The sequence below is a fragment of the Dyella tabacisoli genome (assembly GCF_003350925.1).
GTDB classification, from domain to species: Bacteria; Pseudomonadota; Gammaproteobacteria; order Xanthomonadales; family Rhodanobacteraceae; genus Dyella_C; species Dyella_C tabacisoli.
In genome coordinates, this window is record NZ_KZ857175.1 from 143168 (window position 1) to 165291 (window position 22124).

Annotated in this window: 21 protein-coding genes; 15 read left to right on the forward strand and 6 right to left on the reverse strand. The window is 60.8% G+C overall.

The window, feature by feature from the left end; genetic code table 11:
- Nucleotides 1–28: 28 nt before the first annotated feature.
- From DVJ77_RS07550 to pgaD, 7 genes are all read left to right on the forward strand, one after another.
- Nucleotides 29–265, forward strand: coding sequence for a helix-turn-helix domain-containing protein (locus tag DVJ77_RS07550; protein WP_114844886.1), 237 nt, complete (start codon nucleotides 29–31; stop codon nucleotides 263–265).
- Nucleotides 262–1131: a DUF7687 domain-containing protein gene (locus tag DVJ77_RS07555; protein ID WP_114844887.1), complete on the forward strand. Its 870-nt coding sequence runs from the start codon at nucleotides 262–264 to the stop codon at nucleotides 1129–1131. The genes DVJ77_RS07550 and DVJ77_RS07555 overlap by 4 nt, the downstream gene beginning before the upstream one ends.
- 425 nt (nucleotides 1132–1556) lie before the next feature.
- Nucleotides 1557–1814, forward strand: coding sequence for a HigA family addiction module antitoxin (locus tag DVJ77_RS07560; RefSeq protein WP_225427918.1), 258 nt, complete (start codon nucleotides 1557–1559; stop codon nucleotides 1812–1814).
- 420 nt (nucleotides 1815–2234) lie between these two features.
- Complete coding sequence (locus tag DVJ77_RS07565; protein ID WP_114844889.1) at nucleotides 2235–4319, forward strand: tetratricopeptide repeat protein; 2085 nt, start codon at nucleotides 2235–2237, stop codon at nucleotides 4317–4319.
- A 65-nt stretch (nucleotides 4320–4384) separates the two neighbouring features.
- Complete coding sequence (gene pgaB, locus DVJ77_RS07570) at nucleotides 4385–6271, forward strand: poly-beta-1,6-N-acetyl-D-glucosamine N-deacetylase PgaB (RefSeq protein WP_225427886.1); 1887 nt, start codon at nucleotides 4385–4387, stop codon at nucleotides 6269–6271.
- Between the two features lie 10 nt (nucleotides 6272–6281).
- Complete coding sequence (gene pgaC, locus DVJ77_RS07575) at nucleotides 6282–7529, forward strand: poly-beta-1,6-N-acetyl-D-glucosamine synthase (protein WP_114844891.1); 1248 nt, start codon at nucleotides 6282–6284, stop codon at nucleotides 7527–7529.
- On the forward strand, nucleotides 7526–7987 hold the full coding sequence (gene pgaD, locus DVJ77_RS07580) for a poly-beta-1,6-N-acetyl-D-glucosamine biosynthesis protein PgaD (RefSeq protein WP_162791408.1): 462 nt from the start codon (nucleotides 7526–7528) through the stop codon (nucleotides 7985–7987). The genes pgaC and pgaD overlap by 4 nt, the downstream gene beginning before the upstream one ends.
- A 14-nt stretch (nucleotides 7988–8001) precedes the next feature.
- On the opposite strand, the gene DVJ77_RS07585 is transcribed toward pgaD, so the two are convergent.
- Entirely contained in the window at nucleotides 8002–8244 is a 243-nt protein-coding gene (locus DVJ77_RS07585; protein ID WP_114844893.1) for a DUF6868 family protein, read from the reverse strand.
- 112 nt (nucleotides 8245–8356) lie between these two features.
- On the opposite strand from DVJ77_RS07585, the gene DVJ77_RS07590 reads away from it, so the two are divergent.
- On the forward strand, nucleotides 8357–9145 hold the full coding sequence (locus tag DVJ77_RS07590) for an N-acetylmuramoyl-L-alanine amidase (RefSeq protein ID WP_114844894.1): 789 nt from the start codon (nucleotides 8357–8359) through the stop codon (nucleotides 9143–9145).
- Nucleotides 9129–9326, forward strand: coding sequence for a hypothetical protein (locus DVJ77_RS21080; protein WP_162791409.1), 198 nt, complete (start codon nucleotides 9129–9131; stop codon nucleotides 9324–9326). The genes DVJ77_RS07590 and DVJ77_RS21080 overlap by 17 nt, the downstream gene beginning before the upstream one ends.
- A 733-nt stretch (nucleotides 9327–10059) precedes the next feature.
- Here the strand turns inward: DVJ77_RS21080 and DVJ77_RS07600 are convergent.
- On the reverse strand, nucleotides 10060–11028 hold the full coding sequence (locus DVJ77_RS07600; RefSeq protein ID WP_114844896.1) for a hypothetical protein: 969 nt from the start codon (nucleotides 11026–11028) through the stop codon (nucleotides 10060–10062).
- 228 nt (nucleotides 11029–11256) lie between these two features.
- Here DVJ77_RS07600 and DVJ77_RS07605 point away from each other — a divergent pair, with 228 nt between their 5' ends.
- From DVJ77_RS07605 to DVJ77_RS07620, 4 genes are read left to right on the forward strand one after another with little or no spacing between them, the layout of a single operon-like run.
- On the forward strand, nucleotides 11257–11763 hold the full coding sequence (locus DVJ77_RS07605; protein WP_114844897.1) for a MarR family transcriptional regulator: 507 nt from the start codon (nucleotides 11257–11259) through the stop codon (nucleotides 11761–11763).
- A 3-nt stretch (nucleotides 11764–11766) separates the two neighbouring features.
- A complete protein-coding gene (locus tag DVJ77_RS07610; protein ID WP_225427887.1) occupies nucleotides 11767–13896 on the forward strand; it encodes an FUSC family protein in 2130 nt (709 codons plus the stop codon).
- Nucleotides 13886–14101 carry a DUF1656 domain-containing protein gene (locus DVJ77_RS07615; RefSeq protein WP_225427888.1) on the forward strand — a complete coding sequence of 72 codons (216 nt, stop codon included), beginning with the start codon at nucleotides 13886–13888 and terminating at the stop codon, nucleotides 14099–14101. Before DVJ77_RS07610 ends, DVJ77_RS07615 begins: the two co-directional genes overlap by 11 nt.
- 10 nt (nucleotides 14102–14111) lie before the next feature.
- Nucleotides 14112–15107, forward strand: a complete 996-nt coding sequence (locus DVJ77_RS07620; RefSeq protein ID WP_114844898.1) for an HlyD family secretion protein — start codon at nucleotides 14112–14114, stop codon at nucleotides 15105–15107.
- A 6-nt stretch (nucleotides 15108–15113) separates the two neighbouring features.
- On the opposite strand, the gene DVJ77_RS07625 is transcribed toward DVJ77_RS07620, so the two are convergent.
- The 3 genes from DVJ77_RS07625 to DVJ77_RS07635 all read right to left on the reverse strand — a co-directional run bounded on the left by DVJ77_RS07625 (nucleotide 15114) and on the right by DVJ77_RS07635 (nucleotide 16704).
- The gene (locus tag DVJ77_RS07625) at nucleotides 15114–15701 is read right to left on the reverse strand and encodes a YdcF family protein (protein WP_225427889.1); all 588 of its coding nucleotides are present in this window, start codon (nucleotides 15699–15701) and stop codon (nucleotides 15114–15116) included.
- 143 nt (nucleotides 15702–15844) lie between these two features.
- Nucleotides 15845–16486 (reverse strand): GNAT family N-acetyltransferase, encoded by a 642-nt coding sequence (locus DVJ77_RS07630; RefSeq protein ID WP_114844900.1) that lies wholly within the window; start codon nucleotides 16484–16486, stop codon nucleotides 15845–15847.
- An 11-nt stretch (nucleotides 16487–16497) separates the two neighbouring features.
- Nucleotides 16498–16704, reverse strand: a complete 207-nt coding sequence (locus DVJ77_RS07635) for a YdcH family protein (protein WP_114844901.1) — start codon at nucleotides 16702–16704, stop codon at nucleotides 16498–16500.
- A 112-nt stretch (nucleotides 16705–16816) separates the two neighbouring features.
- Between DVJ77_RS07635 and ttcA the strand changes: the two genes are divergently transcribed.
- Both ttcA and DVJ77_RS07645 read left to right on the forward strand, forming a co-directional pair.
- Nucleotides 16817–17680, forward strand: a complete 864-nt coding sequence (ttcA, locus tag DVJ77_RS07640) for a tRNA 2-thiocytidine(32) synthetase TtcA (protein ID WP_114844902.1) — start codon at nucleotides 16817–16819, stop codon at nucleotides 17678–17680.
- A 47-nt stretch (nucleotides 17681–17727) separates the two neighbouring features.
- A complete protein-coding gene (locus tag DVJ77_RS07645) occupies nucleotides 17728–18930 on the forward strand; it encodes an amino acid aminotransferase (RefSeq protein ID WP_114844903.1) in 1203 nt (400 codons plus the stop codon).
- A gap of 42 nt (nucleotides 18931–18972) precedes the next feature.
- Here the strand turns inward: DVJ77_RS07645 and DVJ77_RS07650 are convergent, their stop codons facing one another.
- Nucleotides 18973–22008 (reverse strand): outer membrane beta-barrel protein, encoded by a 3036-nt coding sequence (locus DVJ77_RS07650; protein WP_114844904.1) that lies wholly within the window; start codon nucleotides 22006–22008, stop codon nucleotides 18973–18975.
- Nucleotides 22009–22124 lie beyond the last annotated feature (116 nt).

Sequence of the window (22124 nt, forward strand, 5' to 3'; positions counted from 1 at the left end):
GCTCTCAACTCCCTCGTAACCTTGGTCGATGAATAGCGATATCGATCGACATGAACACTTGGCGCGCCTGCTGCGTGATATACGCACTCACGCCGAACTTACACAGACGGAGGTCGCGGCAGCATTAGGTAAGCCGCAATCCTATGTGAGCAAGTATGAGAGTGGCGAACGTCGCCTTGACTTAGTGGAGTTGGCCGAACTTTGCTCCGTACTGCGCATATCGCTTTCCGAACTCGTCAATGAGTTCGAGAGGAAATCGCGTTGAAAGCAGACCCTCGTTTCTTATCGAGCCCCAAGAGTTTCTGGGCGTTGGTGCGCACTCTTTCGCAACATCTTGGCTATACGGAACGCGGGCGGCGTGGCGAAGAAGGCCAGGTTGCCATTCATAGCGTTGCCGCCCAGGCCCGTGCTCTTTTTGAACTAGGGCTCAACCCAGAGGCTGTTCTGACAAAGCTTGGACCGACGGCGGAAGGGCTCAAACTTGAAGCCTATTTCCGTTATCGCGCCGAAGTATTGAATGGGTATGTTCAGCCGTTGCTAATGGACAAAGAAGATGTGCGGCCACTTTTTGAGAAACATTTCGCGCGGCTAAATCCAACCTGTCCCATCCCAATGAACAAGCAGAAGAACGACAAGCGCGCGCCAGCGTTCTTGACTGGTCTTGTGAACATGCTCGTTCAGGAAGCAACCGGCGATCTTCCTTGCAACTACGACCCTCGCGAACTTACGACTTTCACAAGGGATGGCGTGCCAGTGCGTACCCTGGCACGCCGCGTTGACGGCGCTTTTCCGTCTGCGGTCAACCCTATCGCTCTGTGGGAGATCAAGGAGTATTACTACACCACCACATTTGGAAGCCGCGTTGCGGATGGTGTTTACGAAACGCTACTCGATGGGTTAGAGCTCCAAGAAATGGAGCGGAACGAAGGTATTTCCGCCATGCACTATCTGTTTGTCGATAGTCGCTTTACATGGTGGAAATGTGGTCGTTCTTACCTGTGTCGCTTAATCGACATGCTCAATATGGGGTGTGCGACCGAGGTCATTTTTGGGCGAGAAGTGTTAGACCGTATCCCGGAGTTGGGTGCCGAGTGGGCACGCGTTTATCGTGGACGCTTTGGTACCGGCTAGGCCATGCGCACGGCATAGAGTAAACAGCCTGGACCACCTCTGATAATAGGATTGCCCTCGATTTCTCGGGCACTTTGGCATAGGGTTTCCAAACGCACCCCGTCTGTGGCGGGGGAGCGTACGTTACCGGCTTAGCTTGCTTGTTTCTCTTGCTTACTCAGCGTTGGGGTTCGGGTGTGCTTACCCCAACCTATGGCGCTGTCGCTATCTGTGTAGTGGATCTGATGAAGCCAGATAGAGACAGCCTGAGTCTGCCGCGAGCTTGCACCAAAAGTCTGTCCAAATGTGCCCATCGCCATCGCATGGTGTACATCGTGAGATGCCGTGACTGATCAGTCACTCAAGACGTTGCTGTCATCAGGTCAACTTACGCTTGCTCGGATATTCAATGGATCGTAAGACGCGCGGCGGACGAACGTCACGAAATTCTCCGCGAGGAATTCATGGTTCCGATGAAGCTTTCGAGCCATGCGCTCGCCCGTGCTATCGGCGTAACGCCAGCGCGCGTTAACGATATCGCGAACGAGAAGCGTGGCATCACCGCTGATACTGCCTTGCGATTCGGCCGTTACTTTGGCACGACGGCGGGGGTATGGATCAACTTACAGAAGCGGTTCGAATTGGAGACACCGCGCCGCAAGCCGGGCGACGCGCTACAGCGCCTCCATCCACGCGCGGCATAGCGCGCGGGATAAGGGCGAGGCCTTGATTGCCTGTCGCAGCCGCCGAGCCGCCAGGCGGCTTCAAGTGCCCCTTTCCCCATGACATTGACGCCATACACGCCGAGTCGACCTGGTTTGGCGTATACATATCTAGGAATTGTCTGATTCCTGGCATGGCGTTGGCTCGCCACACTTCGCGGCGAATGACGTCATACCAGGGATGGGTCGGCGTCGACGCCCTGAGTTGGACTGGCTACGCGCCGCCCGCGAGCGGGGGCTTGCTTGAGGTCTCAACAACGTCCCGACGGGGGATGGTTAGAAGCGGTGCGTCAGGTTCTTGTCGCAGGGAAAGCGTCGTTAGGGATGCGGGTTAATTAACGAGCCCAGTGGGCTTTCGTTGCCTTACCGATAAGGAACGACTCTCGAACGTGGAGCGGTGCTATGCCGATATCTGGAGTGCCGTCTTTCGCCTCGTATAGCGGGCGTCGTCGCCTGAGGCTGGCTATTGCCTGGACGCTGGCATCGGGCGTTTTGCTGGCGCATGCGGCCACGCCGGCGATGCAGAGCACGGGGCGCGGGCCGTTGCTGGCCAGCGCCATAAAGCAGCGCGATAGCGGAAACCGCATCCAGGCCCTGGCGTTGTGTGAAGACGTGCTGCAGCGTTGGCCGAACGACCCCGATGCCTTGTGGCTGCGGGTTCGGTTGCTGTCGGAACTGGGCGCCGCCAACCAGGCCTTGCAGTTGGCGCGTCAGCTTGATCCGCCTTTGGCGGCCACGGAGATGGCAAAGCTGCAAGCCGATCTGGCGGCGCATCAAGCGCGCTGGGCCAAGGCCATGCCGGCCGATGCTCGCCAGCCCTATGCCGAAGCGGATCGCGCCGTTGCGACCCAGGATGACGCGCTTGCGCACTACGGCAGCCTGCCGGATGTCGCCACGCGCGTTGGTGCGGATCGTCTGGTCTCCTACGATGAGGCGTCGCGCAGCGCTCTGGCCGTAAGCGACTATCAGGTCATGCGGCAAGCCGGCAAACAGCCGCCGCTCTATGCCGAAGCGGCAGTGGCCAACGCGTTGCTACAGCAACGCTTGCCGGAGCAGGCGATTCCGCTTTACGAGGACAGCGTCAAGCGTCTGCCTGGGCCCTATGCCGATAACGAATCCGATCCGCACGTGTCATTGATGCATGCCTATCTCGAAGCGGGGCGTCATCGCGAGGCGCTGGCGCTGATCGATAAGACGGCGGCGAACGAACCGGCGTGGCTACCGGCACCGGGTTCCACGGTGCCTCGTTCGAATGTGCATAAGGTCGAGGACGATCTCAGCGCGGCACAGGCGCGTGAAAACGTATGGCTATACCGGGATGCCTGGCAACGTATCGATGCACTGCACGCACAGGCGCCATCGAATCAGGAGCTATGGGGCGCACTGGCGCATGCGGAGCGCACACGCGGCTGGCCGCGTCGCTCGGAAAACAGCTTGGTGAGTGCGGCGGGGCTCGACCCCAGCGATATGGGCATGCGTCTGGATGCGATTGACGCATGGCGCGAGTTGAACGATTTCGCTCGGGTCGAGCCGGCGCTGCGCGAGGTAGAAGCGGTGACGCCGCGTGATCCGCATGTGCAATTGACCCGCACCGAATGGGAGCGGCAGCGCGGCTGGCAGTTCGATTTCGAACATGATCGCGGCAAGGGTGGCACCGCCACATTCGGCGATTACGATCATGAAACCCAGGCGACTTTGCTGAGTCCGTTGCTGGCCGACTACTGGCGGGTGTATGCAATCACCCGGCTCGCCGGCGCTTCGCTGCAGGAAGGCCATGCCGAGCGAGAGCGTCTTGGCGTGGGTGTGCGTGCCTACGCGCGCGGTCTGGAAGCCTATGTGCAGGCCTTGCCGGGCTTGGGCGAGCATACCTATGGCACGGCGCTAGAGGCCGGGGTGAAGTGGTTTCCGAGCGATCACTGGACCTTCGGCGCCGATTGGAGCAGCAAGGGCGATGCCGATGTCCCGCTGCGTGCAAGCTTTTACCGTGTGGTGGCGAAGACACTCGATGTGCGGGTGGAATGGCGTGCGAGTGAAATGACCTCGGCCAAGCTCACCGCGTCGCATGATCGCTTCAGCGACGGCAATCGCCGCACGGGTTGGCAGGGCGAAGTGGTACAGCGGTTGTACACGGCGCCGTATCTCACGCTCGATGGTGGCGTGCAACTGGGCACCTCGCGCAACCGGCTTGCTTCGGTGCCGTATTACAGCCCGAGTTCAGCGCATTGGGGCATGCTTACCGGCCGCTTGGAGAACATGCTGTACCAGCGCTACGAGCGCGCCTGGCGTCAGCGCCTCGACGTGGCGATCGGTTCGTATCAAGAGCGCTATTTCGGTTCGAGCTGGGCGGCCAGTGCGCGTTACGGGCAAGTGTTTCAGCCACGCGGTGGGCTGGCGTTCGGCTGGGGGCTGAGCTGGAACAGCCAGCCTTATGCCGGCAGGCGAGAGGCGCGGGTGATGCTTGACCTCACCGCGCATTGGGGGGAGTGACCATGCGTCGGCTTATTTCCCCGCGGTTTATTTCCCCATGGCTTATTTCCCTACGGCTTTTGTCCTTGCTGCTTCTGCTGCTGTTCGCCGCGGGCACCGCCTCGGCGCTGGATCGCCTGAGCATGTTGAGCCAGCCGTTGCCGGCGCGGTTGCCGTTGCCGCCGCTGATCGTGCTCAATTATCACGATGTGCGCGATGACATCCGCGATGCCGGTCGCCTGGACAGCACCGCGATCAGTACCGATCACTTGATCGCGCATTTCGACTGGCTGCGCGCGAATGGCTTTCATATGGTCAGCCTGGACGACGTGCTGGCCGCCGAGCGTGGGCAGCGCGTCTTGCCGGACAAGGCGGTGCTGTTGACCTTCGACGATGGTTTGCTCAGTGCCTATACGCGGGTGTTTCCGTTGCTGCGCGCTTATGGCTACCCCGCGTTGTTCGCGCTGGAAGGCTCGTGGATGGATTTGCCGGCGGGGAAGACTTTTGACTACAACGGTGAAAAATGCGGTCACGAGTGTTTTGTGAGCTGGCAACAGGCGCGTGAGATGCAGGTTTCGGGCCTGATCGAGTTGGCCTCGCATACGTATGACTTGCACCAAGGCATCGTGGCTAATCCACAAGGCAATATGATGCCGGCGGCGGTCAGCCTGGCCTACGACGCCAAGCAGGGCTACGAGACCGCGGCCGCTTATCGCGCCCGCGTGCACGCCGATCTCAAGCGGAGCGCCGACGAGATCGAGCACGAAACCGGCCGTCGCCCGCGTGCGGTGGTCTGGCCTTACGGCAGCTTCAATCGCGCGGCCGAAAAGGAGGCTGCCGCGGTGGGCCTCACCGTGTCGCTCAGCCTGGACGACAACCCCGCCCAGCTAACCGTGGGCGCGAGCATTCCGCGTTTGCTGATTTCCGACAACATCGGCGTCGATGGACTCGCCACCTTGATTTACCGGCAGCGCGTGGTGGAGCCGCAGCGGGTCGTGCAAGTGGATCTGGATTACGTCTACGACGCCGATCCGGCGCAGCAGGAGAAAAACCTTTCGGCGCTGCTCGACCGCATCAAACGCATGAAACCCACCCAGGTGTGGTTGCAGGCTTATGCCGACCCGGACGGCAATGGCGTGGTTAACGCGGTGTATTTCCCGAACCGTCATCTGCCGATGCGCGCCGATTTGTTCTCGCGCGTGGCGTGGCAATTGCGCACGCGCGCCGGTGTGCAGGTATATGCGTGGATGCCGGTGCTGGCCTTCCGTTTTCCACAGGCGACGGCATTGCCCAGCTTGGGCCGCTCCGATCAGCGCAAGGATGGGGATCACTATCGCCTGGCCCCGTGGGACCCTGCCGTGCGCCGCATGATCGGCGAGGTCTACGAAGACCTCGCCATGCACGCGTCGATGCACGGGCTGCTGTTTTCCGACGACGCCTATATACGCGATACGGATAACCTGGGGCCGCTGGCGGGCAGCACGCCGGCGCAGCGCACGCAGTATCTGATCGATTTCACCAACGAGCTGACGGCGCGCACGCGCGAGTGGCGCACGCAGATCAAGACCGCGCGCAATATTTATGCGCGGCCGGTATTGGAGCCGCAGGCCGAAGCCTGGTTCGCGCAGAGCCTGCCGGCGTTTAATGCCGCCTACGACTACACCGCGTTGATGGCGATGCCGCAGTTGGATAAACAGCCGGCGACGGCTGCCTGGTTCCGCCGCCTCGTCGCGGTAGTCGCCGCCCAGCCGCAGGGCCTGGATCGCACTCTGTTCGAGTTGGCGACGGTGGATTGGCGCAACGGTAATAAGCCGGTATCGGCCCAAGTACTCGGTGCGCGTATTCGCCTGCTGCAGATGCAAGGCGCCAGGCATATCGGCTACTACCCGGACAACTTCATTACCGGGCACCCGGCGCTGGAAGCGATTCGGCCGTATATCTCGGCCGCTGAATATCCGTACCGGGAACGCTGAGGAGGCACGCATGCACAACATCGTCGCCTTGCTGCTGGACTACGCCTTTTACTATCCCTTGGTGATGTCGTTCACCTGGATGAGCGGCAGCCTTATCTATTACCTGCAGTGGGAGCGCAAACGGCCCACTCGTACCAACCCGCCGCCGCTGGAAAGTTACCCGCTGGTGACCTTGATCGTGCCTTGTCACAATGAGGGCGAGCAGGTGCGCGAGACCATCGCGCATCTCGACGCGCAGTGCTACCCCGATTTTGAAATCATCGCGGTCAACGACGGCTCCACCGACGACACCGGCGCCCAGCTTGAAGCCTTGCAGGCTGAGTATCCACGGCTGCGGGTGATCCATTTCAGCAGCAATCAGGGCAAGGCCATGGGGCTGCGGATGGCGGCCATGGCGGCGCGCGGCGAGTTTCTGGTGTGCGTCGATGGCGATGCGTTGCTGGACGAATACGCCACGCATTGGATGATGAGCCACATGGTCGACGGGCCACGGGTGGGCTCGGTCACCGGCAACCCGCGCATCCGCAATCGCTCGACCTTGCTGGGCAAGTTGCAGGTGGGCGAGTTCTCTTCGATCGTCGGCCTCATCAAGCGGGCGCAGCGCGTCTATGGGCGCATCTTCACCGTGTCCGGGGTGATCGCCTGCTTTCGCAAGAGCGCGATCCACGATGTCGGCTACTGGAGTACCGACATGGTCACCGAGGACATCGATATTAGTTGGCGTCTGCAGATGCGCCATTGGGACATTCGCTACGAGCCCAATGCGCTGTGCTGGATTCTGATGCCGGAGACCTTGCGCGGCCTGTGGAAGCAGCGGCTGCGTTGGGCGCAGGGTGGGGTAGAGGTGATCCTGCGCTACACCACCGATCTGTTCCACTGGCGCGCCCGACGCAAGTGGCTGGTCGCGCTGGAATACATCTGCAGCCTGGTATGGGCTTATACGATGCTAGGCATTATCGCGCTCTGGTTTCTGGGCCTGTTTTTGTCGATGCCGGCATGGCTGTCTATCCCGACTTTGCTGCCGCAGTGGCACGGTGTGGTGCTTGGGCTGGTCTGCCTGATTCAGTTCGGTATCAGCACCTTGATCGACCGGCGTTATGAAACGCGCATGGGTCGCAACTACTACTGGATGATCTGGTATCCATTGGTGTACTGGCTATTGAGTACGACCACCACCGTGGTCGCCTTGCCCAAAGCGCTGCTGAAGCGCAAGGGCACGCGAGCGGTATGGGTCAGCCCGGACCGAGGTGTGCGATGAGAGCTGAAGCGATTGTTATCCAACGTCCCCATCGTCAGCGGCCGGTACAGCGTTGGCTGTTTACCGTCATTACCTTGCTGGCATGGCTGGCTTGGAGTTCGCTGTGGTTGCCGTTGCTTACGCTGATAGCGTGGAGCCTCGGCGCACACAGCAGTTATGTGGAGATGGTGGTACGCAAGCATGGCCAGGGTGCGCACGACATGCTGACCATGGTGTTGATAAGCCTGATAAGCGCCGCCCTTGCGCTGGCCTGGTCCAATTACAACCGGCTGCGCTACGGCAGGATGAAACGCCGTACGGGAAGACACGTCGTCGATCGCGCGACGATGGCGCGAGCCCTGCATGTACAACAGGCAACGGCGGTACAGATGGGTTTGGCATCGTGCATCGTGCTGGATTTTCTCGATGACGGCACGGTGGCGCATCAAGCGGGTGACGGCGGCTTGCCCAAGGTGTGAACTCGTAGGCCAGCTCACATAGCCAGGCAGAGTGCAATCAACGGCACCAGGTAGAGCAAAAGAATGCCGATCTTGTAAACGGCAAGGCCCGAGTAGTGAATGGCGTCAAAAGTTTCGAGCGAGAGCTTGAACCAGCGGTTATGCGTGCGGTACATCCGGTCGTGAGCAAACACAAAAACGCCGAACCAGATGAGTAGAACTGCGTAGTTAATGCCGACACACCACAGCAGAATGTCTTTGATCTCATGCACGGCCATGACATACCTCCAAAGCATCCAGCAGCTTATGGAACGATTCCGCACGCAGGTTATACATCCTTGACGTACCCGCGGCGATGCGGCACGTTCGCGGCATCCTCACTGCCAAGCAATGGCCTTGCCTACTTCCCCGCCAAGGTACCCCCGTGGGCAATGCGCCTGCCGCTGTCTGCTATGGCTGCTGTCAGTGACCTGGCTTGCCGCCTGTGCGCCGGTGCCCGCCCGCAATCCGCTGGCGCATTGGGTGCCATCGCCTAATGTCGATGTTCGCCGGCCGGTGCTGATCGTGCTGCATTTCACCAACCAGCATGCGGTGCAGAAAAGCCTGGAGACGCTGCGCACGGGCAACAGTGGCGGGCCGGTTAGCGCGCATTATCTGATTGGCAGCGATGGCGATATTTACCAATTGGTGGCTGATGAGCAGCGCGCCTGGCATGCCGGGGTGGGGCGTTGGGGCACCATCACCGACGTTAACTCCGCCTCGCTCGGCATCGAGCTGGATAACACCGGCCAGGAGCCGTTCGCGCCAGCACAGATCAGCAGCTTGCTACGCCTGCTTGACGATCTCACTGCGCGTTGGCGCATTCCTCGCACGCAAATCATCGGCCACGAAGATCTCGCCCCCGGCCGCAAAGACGACCCCGGCCCCAGGTTTCCATGGAATCAACTGGCTGATGCCGGCTTCGGGCTGTGGCCGCAGGGGGCGCTGGTCGATCCGCCGCCGGGGTTCGATCCATGGATGGCATTGGGGCTGGTGGGTTATCCGCTGGACGACCGCAACGCGGCGGTGCGTTCCTTCCATCACCACTTTCGCGGCATCGAGGGCGACACACTCGATGCGCAAGACTTGCGGGTGTTGTATGCGCTTGCTCGCCAGTTAAGCGGTGCGCAAGCGCCATAAGCAAGCCACGAAAAAATTACGAATTTTGTACGCGATCGACCCGATTGCTTACTCGATTCTTTATGTCGCTGCCGCCAAAATTCATTCTGCATCGGCGGCAGGCGTGCGGCTTGCCGATGTTCAGAAGGCTTGCAGCCGGGAGGCCGCCACGCTTGGTGAGCGGGCAGCTACCTTGTGCTGAACGGCCCCGGCTGCAAACCTTCTGAACCATACGAAGTCTTGCGCGGTAATGATTTCGCCAGCTCGACCCGATAAGTTTTTACGGGGTTTATACGGCGACGCGAGCCTTTCGATAGCGCACTTCAGGCAGTACGGTCGAAGAGTTCCTCCATGAAAAATCCATCGCTTCGGGTTATCCCATGAACGATCGAATACGACACGTCGGCTTGATCGCGACAGGCTTGCTGTTCACGACATCCGTCCTGCATCTGGCACAGCCACCCAGCGGATCAACCGACCAACGAATCAGTGCACCGGCAGCCGGCCATCGTGATGCGATGGACGCTGGCGGTTTTGCGGGTCCCTGGCGCGGAGCCGCCCTGGGCTCGCTTTATCTATTCTGCTGCCTGCAGGCCAGACGCCGCCCTTCTCCCACGGCCTAGCGATTCCTGTTTCAATCGCTGATTGGCCCGTGCTGGATACTTCAGTCTGTGGAAATCTACTTCACGCGGACGAAATATTCGCGCAGATGTAAGTCCGGCATGGCGCTATCGGAACTTGCTGTATAGCAAGTAGGTTGGGTTGAACGAAGTGATACCCAACGTGGCGGATGTTGGTAGCACATGTTGGGGTTCGCTTGCGCTCACCCCAACCTACGACTGCCGCATCGTCATCGAATGTGCGCTTCGGATGAAAGTGGACGTTGCGACGTGACGGATCGGGAACGGCGAGCCCGTCGCATACTACATTCTCGATCAATCATGAAAATGGATGCGCTGTGCGTACCACCAGCGTCCCCAGATTATCGTGAAAAAGGCGGACGCGACGCAGAAGAAAAGGGCTGACGCACGCGCTTGGCCGAGATCATTGCTGGTTGCCAGAGTGAGCGCCTGGATGGCCACGCCAACAATCAGGATGGCGAAGCCCATGCGCCAGGCGAGCAATCGCCTTCGGTAGATGCCATAGGACAATGCCAGCATCAGGAGGCCATAGGCTGCAACGCCATAGCGCAGTCCATCATTCGCATAGTGCGTCACGACGGATCCCGTGGCCGACCCTTGATAGGATTGGATACCCGTGATTGCGGAAGCGAAGCTCATGACGCCGAGCAGGGCAAGCACGGCCGTGACGACTAAAATGACCTTGGGTGGCCCACTCGTCGAGGGTTTGCCAAGCTGAGCCACGTTCGATCCCATGCCCGATCCCACGGGCGGAGCCACCATCGGCGTGCTTAAAGCATGGCGGATGACATCGGATAGCCAGGCAGGGTCGTTACGAGAAAACCATCCGCCAATTCGCACGATACCCAGGCCGAGCGCGAGCATGACTATTCCGGCCAGGGGCATGGCGGCGACTTGTTGTGAACGAATGGCGGCAAATGCGGCCAGGGCGGTAAATAGCACACAAAAGCCGAACCAGAAGCCCAGAAAAATTTTTACCAGCCAGTGCAGCGTGAAACGCCCGCTTAGAATGATCTTGCCGTGGCTCTCCTGGAATCGACCAGTAAAGAATGGTTTGAACGAGTTGCCCACCATGGGGATGACCCGTTGAAGCGAGACACGAGACTGGGTCACGGTGCCTGCGGCCGCTTCTTGCGACACGTTAAAAAGTGCCCAGCGACGCGTGGCAGCCTTCAGGCGTTGAACAGATTCGGTCAATCCGAATGAGCTTTCAAATTCGACGGGGCTAGAACCTGCCCAGATTTCCAATATCCATCGGAACATTCGGTCCCCCCTTCGGACTGATAACGCTAATGCGTGGCCGCACTCTATATGGGAGTCCATGGCTTAGCTATGCGGACATAAGACTCAGCGCTTTTAAATCAATGCTGTGGCGACTGAGCGGAGATGCCTGCTTGCACTCGGCAGCTTGCGTGCTGCCCGGCATCGGCATATGATTCACAAATCGATAGTACATAAATGTACTAAATGAGTCACTTTCCGGGCTTCGCTATGAACAGTTTTCTTCCCACTGAGCAGCGTCTGGCCATCACTTGCCGGCTGTATCCCGCGTTTCCGCGTGAGCCGGCGGTGTTGGTGCGGCTTATCAAGCACATCTACAAGCGTGTGCACGATGACGCCAATGCGATGCTCAAGCCATGGGGTATCAACCATCCTGAGTACAACATCTTGATGATGATGTACGGCACCGAAGGCTTCACCTTGAACCCTTCGCAGCTTGCTGATGCGGCGGGGGAGAAGTCGGCCAATATCACCCGGCTTACCAATGAGCTGTGCGATAAGGCGCTGATCGAGCGTACCGCCGACGCCGAGGATCGGCGTAAGGTGACGCTTACCCTTACGGCCAAGGGGGTGGCGCTGATCGAGAAATTTCTGCCCGACGTTTGCGCCTTGCTTGAACAGGAGACGGCCAGTTTGCAGTCGCGTGAAATGGTGCAGTTGGAACGGCTGTTGAAGAAGTTTCTGACTCAGCTTGATAACCAGACCGATCAAGGCTGAAACGTGTCTACGGTGCTCAAAAACGAATCCGTTGCGCCGCTGCGTCGCTGGCCCTGGCTGGCCGAGTTTCTGGCGGGCGAACGCGAGGCGTGGGTGTTCGTGGGCAAGTCATTGCTGGCGATGTATGTCGCCGCGTGGCTGGCGATGTGGCTGCAGTTGGAGCAGCCGGCAACCGCGATGATTACGGTGACGCTGGTCATGCATCCGCATAGCGGCATGGTCTTGGCAAAGAGTTTTTATCGCGCGATTGGCACACTTTGCGGCAGCCTGTTTGGGCTGGCGCTGATGAGTGTGTTTCCGCAGCAGCGCGAGTTGTTTCTATTCAGCCTGTCGCTATGGGTGGCCTTGTGCGCCGGTGGCGCCACGCTGTACCGCAATTTTATGTCTTACGGCTTTGTGCTGGCCGGTTACACCGCGGCCATTGTCGCCTTGCCGACGATCGGCAATCCCTTGAATGTGTTTGACTCGGCGGTGATGCGCGTCAGCGAGGTGATGCTCGGTATCGTGGTGGCAGGGGTGGTTAGTGACGTGGTGTTGCCCGGTCGTCTGCGCGAGGTGTTGCGGCGCCGTTTGCGAGAGCATTTCGCGCACTTTATCGACTTTGCGCGTGACAGCACCGGCGGCAGCATGGCGCGTCGCGATATGGAGCAGGCGCATTTGCGCTTTGTTCGCGCGGCGGTGGAGCTGGAGGATTTGCGCGCGTCGGTGATTTTCGAAGATCCCGAAGCGCGTGCGCGCAGTAGCCGTATGCGTCTGCTGAATCAGCGGCATATGGCGGCATCGACGAGCTTTCAGTCGGTGCATCATCTGATTAACCGCTTGCAGCGTAGCGGCCGCCACACCGTGGCCGATGCCTTGATTGCGTTGTATGCGCCTATTGGCGCGGCGTTGTCGCCCGAGATGCATTGGCGCCATCAGCCCGAGGTGCTGACCGCTCGCCTGGAAGCCTGCGAGGTCGAACTGCCGCTGCTGGCCGAGCAACTACGCGCCACATTGCCCGATGCGGCCGCGTGGCTTGAGTTCGATACGGGTACGACCTTGCTGCGCCGTTTTGCCGCCGAATTGCGTGATTTTACCTCGCTGGAAGCCTCGTTGCGTGGTCAGCGTGTGCGTGGCAGCGTGGAGCGCGTGCATTTTCGCCGTGGCAATGACTACGCGGGCACCGCGATTGCGGTGCTGCGTACCTTTCTCACCATGACGACGTTGAGTACGCTGTGGATCTTGAGCGGCTGGTCGTTCGGTGCCGGCGCGATGTTGCTGGCGACGATTTTCAGTGGACTCTATGCCGCCGCGGCCCATCCGGTGACGGCCACGGTGAAAACCTGGTGCGGTTATGCGCTGGGTATCCTGGCCGCCTTCGTGACGACGTTTTTCTTGCTGCCGGGCAGCGATGGCTTTGTGATGTTGATCGCGGCCAGCATGCCATTGCTGTTGATCGGCCCGTACCTGATAACCCGCAATACGTTGCCTGGCGTGGGTGTGGGTTACACGCTGGGTTTTGTTTACATCCTGGCGCTGAAGAATCCGATGGTCTATGACCCGGAGCATTTCTTTAACGATGCGATCTCGCAGCTCGTGGGTCTGGGCATGACGGGCGTGGCTTTTGTGTTTGTGCCGGCGGTGACCGGCACCGGTTGGCAGCGTCGTCGTCAATTGCAGCAGTTGCGTCGGCAAGTGGTGCTGGCGGCTACCGATCCGTTGGAAGGTTTGCTGTATCGGTTCGAGAGCATCAATCGCGATTTGTTTCAGCAAGTGGTGGCACACACCCGGCCGGGTAGCGATGAGTCGCGCAGTCTGCTGGCCTGGGCGCTGTCGGTGCACGAGTGCGGTCGTGCAGTGATCGAGTTGCGCCAGGATTTACTGCATAGCGAGCTGCCACCGTCCGTGCACCGGGAGGTGCAAGCTGCCGTGGCGGCGATGGCGCAGCTATATGACGCGCCCGATGCCGCGCGCTGGCTGCGGGCCGAGCAAGCCGTGGAGCAGGCTATCGTGGCGACGGTGCAAGACAGCTCGCATGCCAGTTGCCGGCCCGTGCTGCTGCAACTGCATTTGCTGCGCAGTGCGCTGCGCGACGACGAGTCGGCTTTGGCCGTATACATCACCCCAGCGGTGGAGCCTGTTCATGCCACATGAAATCATTCCACACGAGATCGCGCTCTTCGACGCGCTGGTGCCTGGCCTGCTGCTGGTTTTTCTAGGTTGCCTGGCGTTGCTATGGGCGGTGGATGCGGTGGTCGGCCGTTTTGGTTTGTATCGCTACGTATGGCATCCGTCGCTGTTCCGTCTCGCTTTATTCGCCTGCATGTTCGGTGTCGCCGGACTGTGGCTCTTGCGCTGAAGTCCATGACATGAAAATCCAATCTGTATTGCGCTTTTTGATTACCGCCGCGGTTGTCGTGATCGCTGCTCTGCTCGGGCATGCGTTATGGCGACACTACATGTATGCGCCATGGACCCGCGACGGCCGGGTGCGCGCCGAAGTCGTGCGTATAGCGCCGGATGTCGCCGGCCTGGTGACTCGCGTGGCGGTGATCGATAACCAGTTGGTGCGCAAAGGCGACCTGCTGTTTTCGATCGACCCCGAGCGCTTCCGCAATGCCGTGGCGCAGGCCGAGGCCAATCTCGCCGCCAGTGAGGCAAGTGCGCGCGCCGCCGGCGCCAATATCAATGCGGCGCTAGCCAGTGCGGCGGCGCGCAAGGCGGAGTACGACATGCGCGCCGAGCAGTCGCTGCGCCGTCAGCGCCTGGGCGACGTGATTGCGCAGGAGGCCCGCACGGACGCGGTTTCCACCGCCAATTCAGCTCGGGCCACCTGGCAGCAGGCCCAGGCCAGCGGCAATCAGGCCGGCGCCGCGCGCGAACAGGCCCAGGCCGCGGTGGAGCAGGCGCAAGTAGCGCTTGATCGCGCCAAGCTCGATCTTGAGCGCACCGAGATACGTGCGCCGGTGGACGGCTATGTCACCAACCTCGACATCCGCGCCGGCGACTACGCGGCCACCGGCAGCCCACGGCTGGCGCTTATCGATAGCCATAGCTATTACATCTACGGCTATTTCGAGGAAACCAAATTGCCGCATCTGCATGTCGGTGATCCGGTGCAAATTCGCCTGATGAGCGGCGGCGTGTATTTGAAAGGCAGCATCACAGGTGTCGCACGCGGTATCACCGATCGCGACAATCCCACCGGCAGCGATCTGCTGGCCGATGTGAATCCTACGTTTAACTGGGTGCGTCTGGCGCAGCGCGTGCCGGTGCGCATTGCGATCGATACATCGTCATTGCCGCCTGATACGGTGTTGGCGGCAGGTATGACGGCCACGATAGAAGTGCGGCCGCGCAAATAAGTGCCCCTAGCTCCAGCCGACCCAGTACGCCAGGTAGCCAGGCACTTCGCGCAGGCTCGAATAGACATCTCGTATGAACCAGCGCCGGGGGTAATCGCCACCGGCGTCTTCGGCGCCGGCCTGACGCAGCGCAAGACGCGCGCGCGGCAGATGAAAATATTGCGATACCACGACCACGCGGTGCTGGCCGTGCGCGGCCAGCCAGGCTTGCGCGTGCAGGGCCGATGCGCGGGTGTTGTCGCCTGATGAATCGACGACGATGTGCTGCGCCGGCACGCCATGCGCCACCAGCCAGTCGCGCATACCGATGGCTTCGTCGCGGCCGTCGCTCGAATCGACACCTCCGCTGACCATGACGGTGCCGCATCCGCCGCGTTGGTATAACGCCTGGGCAGCCTGTAACCGTGCTTCGAGTCGCGGCAGCGGGCGATTGACGCGATCGACGGTGTTGCCCAGGACCAGCGCCAGCTCGGCCGGTTGTGGCCGGGTGGCAATGCCGGTCGCGGCAATGATGCATGCGCCGAGCAGCCATAGGCTGGTTGCGGCAAGAACGCCTTGTCGTAGGTGGCGCCATCCGGCGTGGCGCTGAATCAAGGATGGGAGGCGGTGTGGGCGGGGCATGCGGGAAGGTGTGGTGGTGGGGCTAGTGAGTTTGCGCTTGTAGTGTGGCGTGATGCGGGCGTGTGCCCCCCTCCCAGCCTCCCCCTACAAGTAGGGGGAGGAGCTAAAAGCTCGCCTCAGTCGGCTCCCTCCCCTGCTTGTAGGGGAGGGTTGGGGAGGGGTAGGGCCTTTGTCAGCCGCTCCAGCCGCATACCTAGCCAACGATTCACATCCGGCCATTCGCCGGCAAGGATGCTGTAACAGACGGTGTCCCGCAGGGTGCCGTCAGGGCGGCGTTTGTGGGCGCGCAGGATACCGTCCTTGCAGGCGCCCAGGCGCTCGATGGCGCGTTGCGAATCGAGGTTGCGGTGGTCGGTGTGAAACTCCACCGCAACGCAGTCCAGTGCTTCAAAGGCATGCTTGAGCAGCAGGCGCTTGCAGGCGCTGTTGAGATGGCTGCGCTGCCAGCGCTTGGCGTACCAGGTGTAGCCGATGGCGATGCGCGGCAGCTCGGCGGCGAAGTCGTAGTAGCGGGTGCTGCCGACGATCTCGTTGGTGGATTTCTCGCGCACGGCGAACGGCAGATGCTGGCCGTCGGCCTGGCTTTGCAGTGCTTTGGCGATATAGCTGGCAGCCTGGCCGGGGGGCGGCGCGCTGGTGAACCATAGTTTCCATAGTTCGCCGTCGGCGGCGGCGGCTTCCAGTGCTGGGGCGTGTTCCGGGCGCAGGGGTTCAAGGATGACGTGGTCGTCTTCCAGGCGAGTCGGGGTAAGCGGCATTGAAGAGGCTCTTAGGCGTCGAGGTCGGGGATCAGCTTGCTTTCGAGTCGTGCGATGGTGTCTTTCAGCAGCAGCTTGCGTTTTTTAAGCCGGCTCAGTGCCAGTTCGTCGATGCCGATGGTCTCGACCAGGCGCTCGATGGCCAGGTCCAGGTCGCGGTGTTCGATGCGTAACTCGGTCAGTATGTGAGCAATTTCGATGGGATCCTGAACCTGCATGGGGTGGCCTGCTGGGGGCGGCGGAGGCGGGCGAAAGAGCATCAGTGTAACGCCGCCAGCCGCGGCCCGGACAGGCGGCTACAATGGGCGCCCGTTCGCCCGATGCCGCTGCATGTCCGCCCAGATCGAACCCCATCGCAAACAAGTCTACGAGGCTGGCAAGCTCGCCAAGCGCCTGCGCCATCAGGTCGGCCAGGCGATTGCCGATTTCAACATGATCGAAAACGGCGACAAGGTGATGGTGTGCCTGTCCGGCGGCAAGGACTCCTACACCTTGCTCGACATGTTGCTGTCATTGCAGGCGAAGGCGCCGGTACGTTTTGAGCTGATTGCGGTGAATCTGGATCAGAAGCAGCCGGATTTCCCCGAGCACGTGTTGCCGCAGTATTTAACTGAGCGCGGGGTGCCGTTTCACATCATCGAGCAAGACACTTACAGCACGGTGACACGGGTGATTCCCGCCGGCAAAACCATGTGCAGCCTATGTTCGCGCCTGCGCCGTGGCGCGCTGTATCAGTGGGCGGCGGCGAACGGGGTGACCAAGATAGCGCTTGGCCATCACCGCGACGATATTCTGGGCACGTTTTTTCTCAACCTGTTTTATCAGGCGCAGTTAAAGGCGATGCCGCCGAAACTGCGCTCGGACGATGGTCGCCATGTGGTGATCCGTCCCTTGGCTTATTGCAAAGAAAGCGATATCGCCGAATACGCGACGCAACGTGCTTTTCCGATCATCCCGTGCAATCTGTGCGGCTCGCAGGAGAACCTGCAGCGCAAGGCCGTCAAGCGCATGCTGGACGATTGGGAAAAACAGCAGCCGGGGCGTAGCGAAAATATTTTTCGCGCGCTTGGTTCGGTGTCGCCATCGCAATTGGCCGATCGCAAGTTGTTCGACTTCGTTGCGCTCGGCGCGCGCGAAGATGCCGTACCCGTCGATGTGCATGGCTGGCTGGCCGGCGCACCCGACGAGCCATAAGCCGCTTTTATCTTTCCACCCCACTCTTTAATCCAGGGAATAACGCCGTGTCTCTTTTTGCATCCGTTGAAATGACCCCGGGCGATCCGATCCTGGGACTTACCGAGGCTTATCTGGCCGATACCCGTGCGGGCAAGGTCAATCTCGGCGTAGGCATTTACTACGACGAACAGGGCCGTATTCCGTTGATGCGCGCGGTGCGTGAAGTGGAGCAGGCGCTGGCACTGGAAGCGAAGTCGCGCGGCTACTTGCCGATCGACGGCATGCCGGCCTACGACCAGGCCACTCAGCGGCTGGTGTTTGGTGCCGAGTCGCCGTTGTTGGCGGCGGGGCGTGTGGCGACGTCGCAAACGGTAGGTGGCAGCGGTGCTTTGCGCGTGGGTGCCGATTTATTGAGGAAAGCCCTGCCCGAGGCCAAGGTCGCCATCAGCAGCCCGAGCTGGGAAAACCACCGCGTGGTGTTTACGGCGGCCGGGTTCGAGGTGGTCGATTACGCTTATTACGATCCGTCCACGCATGGGCTGGATTTCGCCGGCATGCAGGCCGATCTCGGCAAGCTTGAGCCGGGTACCGTGGTGTTGCTGCACGCCTGCTGCCATAACCCGACCGGTGTCGATCTCACCGTAGAGCAGTGGAAGCAGGTCGTGGCGCTGGTGAAAGACCGCGGGCTGCTGCCTTTTATCGACATGGCGTATCAGGGTTTCGACAAGGGCATCGATGCCGATGCGGTGGCGGTGCGCCTGTTTGCCGAATCGGGGATCGAATCGTTCGTGGTCGCCAATTCGTATTCCAAATCGTTCTCGCTATACGGCGAACGCGTGGGTGCGTTGTCTATCGTCGGCGCCAATCGCGAAGAGACGCTGCGCGTGCAGTCGCTGGTGAAGCGCACGATTCGCTCCAACTACTCCAGCCCGTCCACACATGGTGCCGCCTTGGTCGCCGGCGTACTCAACAGTGTCGAGCTGCGTGCGATGTGGGAGGCCGAGCTGGGCGAGATGCGCGAGCGCATTCACGCGATGCGCGCCGGCATGGTGGAAAAACTGGCCGCCAACGGCGCACCGCAGTTCGACTTTATCCAGCGTCAGGCCGGCATGTTCTCTTACTCGGGCTTGAGCAAGGCCCAGGTGGATCGCCTGCGTGAGGAATACGCGATCTATGCGATCGGCACCGGCCGTATCTGTGTGGCCGCGCTTAACCGCGGCAACCTGGAAACGGTGGTGGCGGCGGTGGGCGCGGTCAGCAGGCTCTGATGTTTTCTCCTCCACCCCCTGCAAGGGGAGGGGGCAGCAAGCTCAGTAGTCGTAGCTCACGCTGAGTCGGGCGTAGCGCGGCAACTGGCGCGAGGTCGGCGTTCCGTACAAGGGGTTGGCTTTGTTGGGTGACGATTCGGCGTTGGGGAAAATGCCGGTCACCCGTTGCTCGTTGAGCAGGTTGAAGACATTGGCGCTAAAGGCCAGCCGGCTCGCTGCAAAGGCGGGGCGATAGGTGACGCCAAGATCGAGCTGATGAATCCACGGCAGGCTGCCATGGCTGCCCGGTGGCGAGGGTTGGCCGTTGCAGTAGTGATAGGTGTTGCCGTAGCCGGCAGGGTCGGCATGGCTGGCGCCGTAATAGCCGAGGCAGGCTTTGGGTGCGCCGGAGATCACACTCAGATTGCCGGAGACCAGCCATTCCGGCGCGATCTGGTAGTAGCCGAAGAGCTTGATCTGATGTTTGTGATCGTTGTTCTGCACGCCATTGGTGTACTCCATGACATAGGCGTTGTCCCAGTCTTCCGTGGTGGAGGCGGCGGTCTGGCCGGTGCCGCGCGATTCGCTGTAAAGATCCGAGCGGACCTGGCCTTCGGTGTTGCCGTAGCTGCGTGAGAACACGTACGTGAGCTTGCCGTACCAATGGCCGTCGAAGGGGTGTTCGAGAAAGCTCTCCAGTCCGTAGTAGCGGCGTTTCAGTTGTTGAAAGCCGAACTCGGTATGGGTGAGCGGCACGCTGACGTGATGGCCGGAGGTATCGACCAGGGTGAAGGTATTGGCCCGGCCCGGATTAATCAGCCAGCAACTGACTGGATTGCTGTGGGTCGTGACCTGATAGCCGAGTGATCCGGCCTTGGCCAGCACGCGGTCGATATCGCAGTAGTCGTCGATCGCATTACGCAGAATGCGCTGGGTCAGTTTGGCGCCATAGACCCAATTCGTGTCGAGGGTTTTGCTGAAGCCCACGATGAATTCGTCTTGGTATTCGGACTTCAGATGCTGCGCGGCGACGGTTTTTGGATCGGGCAGTTGGCCGAAATAATTGTTCGCCGAGACAGGTGCCGAGAGGGCGGTGAGACCGGTCGGGGTGCCGTCCGCGGCGATGCCGCTATAGGTGAAGTACTGCGAGGTGCTCAGTGCGCCGCCGGCGGCGTTGAGCGCGGGGTTGAGCGGCAGGCCCAGATAATAGCGGCCCGCGTTGGCGTAGATCTTGAAGCTCGAATCGCCATAGACGTCCCAGCCGGCGCCCAGGCGCGGTGCCCATTGCGGCTTGTGCTGGGTGATGAAGGCCTCGCTATGGCTGTTGAAGTTCTTGAACTGATCGTTGCGCAGGCCTAGCGAGAGCAGCCAGCGATCATTGAGCTGCCATTTGTCTTCGATGTATTGCGCGCGCTGACTGGAGCGCACGGTAGCCAGGCTGCTGGCGACGTCTCTGATGACGTAATAGCCGCCCGCGCCGTTGGGAAAGCCGATGGTTGCCGGAACGCCCAGGCCGGTGGAGATCGGCGTGTTCGGATCGCCCTGACCGTAACTCCACGAATACGCCGGCCCCGACGTGGCGGACCCCTGCTTGATCGCTCGCGAGCCCTGGTTATCGATGCCTGCGCTAAGCGTATGCTCGCCCAGCTTGTAGCTGATATCGATGCGCGTATTGGTGGTCTTGTTGCCACGGCCAGGATTGAACAGCGACAGCACGGTCTGGCCGTTGCCCCGTGCGATGCCGCGATTCAAGGCCGGGTTCTGGTTGGTCAGGCCATCGATATAAGTAAGGCTGCTGTTGTAGCCGCCGGGTACGTCGTAGTTGGTGGTCTTGAGCTGGCCGTATAGCGCGGTCACGGTCAGGTTGTCGGTGAGATAGCCGGTGTATTTGGCCGTATAGATGTCGCCACCGGTCTTGGTGTTGTCGTTGTAGTTGATGAAGCTGCCGCGCTTGCGGTTGATGAAGTCGTAGCGGTAGACCGAGCCGGAGGTTTTTTGTTTGTCCGAAGCGCCGGTGAGTTCAAGGATGTGGCTGTCGGTGATGTTCCAGTCCAGCTTGCCGTACCAGCGAGGATCACTGTTGCGGTAGTCCACATAAGGCTTGGTACTGGCGTAGCCACTGACCGGGTTGACCTGGTTGCCTTGCTGGCGCTCATATTCGCCGGCCAGGAAAAAGAATAATTTGTCTTTGATGAGCGGGCCGCCGGCATAGGCGCTGACGGTGGTGGCCCAGGATTTGTTCTCGCTGTCCGGCGAGTAGAGATTGCCGGCCTTGGGGGTGGCGGGCAGGCCGTTGGCGTAATAGCGGTCGCGTGTGCTGGCGCGGGCGAACGAAGGCTCCCATAGCAGTTGCGCGCCGAAGTGCCAGTCGTTGGTGCCGCGCTTGCCGACCACGTTGATGACGCCGCCGTCGGAGCGGCCGTATTGGGCGCTATAGCCGCCGGTATAGACCTCTTGCTGGTCGATCGCGCCGTAGGGCACCGACAGGCCGCCGAAACCGCGTAATGGGTCGGTGGTGTTGAAGCCATTGATGTAATAAGCGTTTTCGTTCGCCGCCGAACCGCCAAAACTGACCAGCGAATTGCCGGTGGGGCCGGTGAAGCTGCCGCCGTTGTTGACCACGCCGGGCGCGAGCAGGGCGATGGCTTCGGAGCTGCGGCCGAGTGGAATTTTGGCTAGCTGATCGGCGGTTATCACGGTGCGCGAGTCCACGCTGGATACGTCGATGGCCGGCAGCGCGTTGGCGGTGACATTTATCCCGCTGAGATTTTTCGCCTTGTCCACGGTAAACGACACCTCGGTGCCTGCGCCCACCTTGATGGCGATGTTCTCGCGTGTTTCCACCGTCTGGCCGTTGTGCTGCAGGGTGACCGTATAGCTGCCAAGAGGAAGCTGGGTTGCCGCATAGCGGCCGCGATTGTCGACGGCGATTTCGCGGGTAAGGCCACTACTGCTTTTGATTAGTACGCTATCGCCGGATTCGGAGGGCGCCTGGCCAAAGATGCTGCCGGTAGTGGACTGCGCCAGCACGCTGCAACTCAAACCAAGGCCGATGGCCCAGGTCAACATGCGCTTGCTCAATGGCTTGCCGTTCTTCATAGCGATTTATGCCCCCAAGTCGATTGCCGCGCACGGCCAGCCGGCCCCATGGCCATGTGGAACCGCGCATGCTGGCACAGGTTTGTTTTTGTTTCGGTGACACGTTTCCTGGGCGG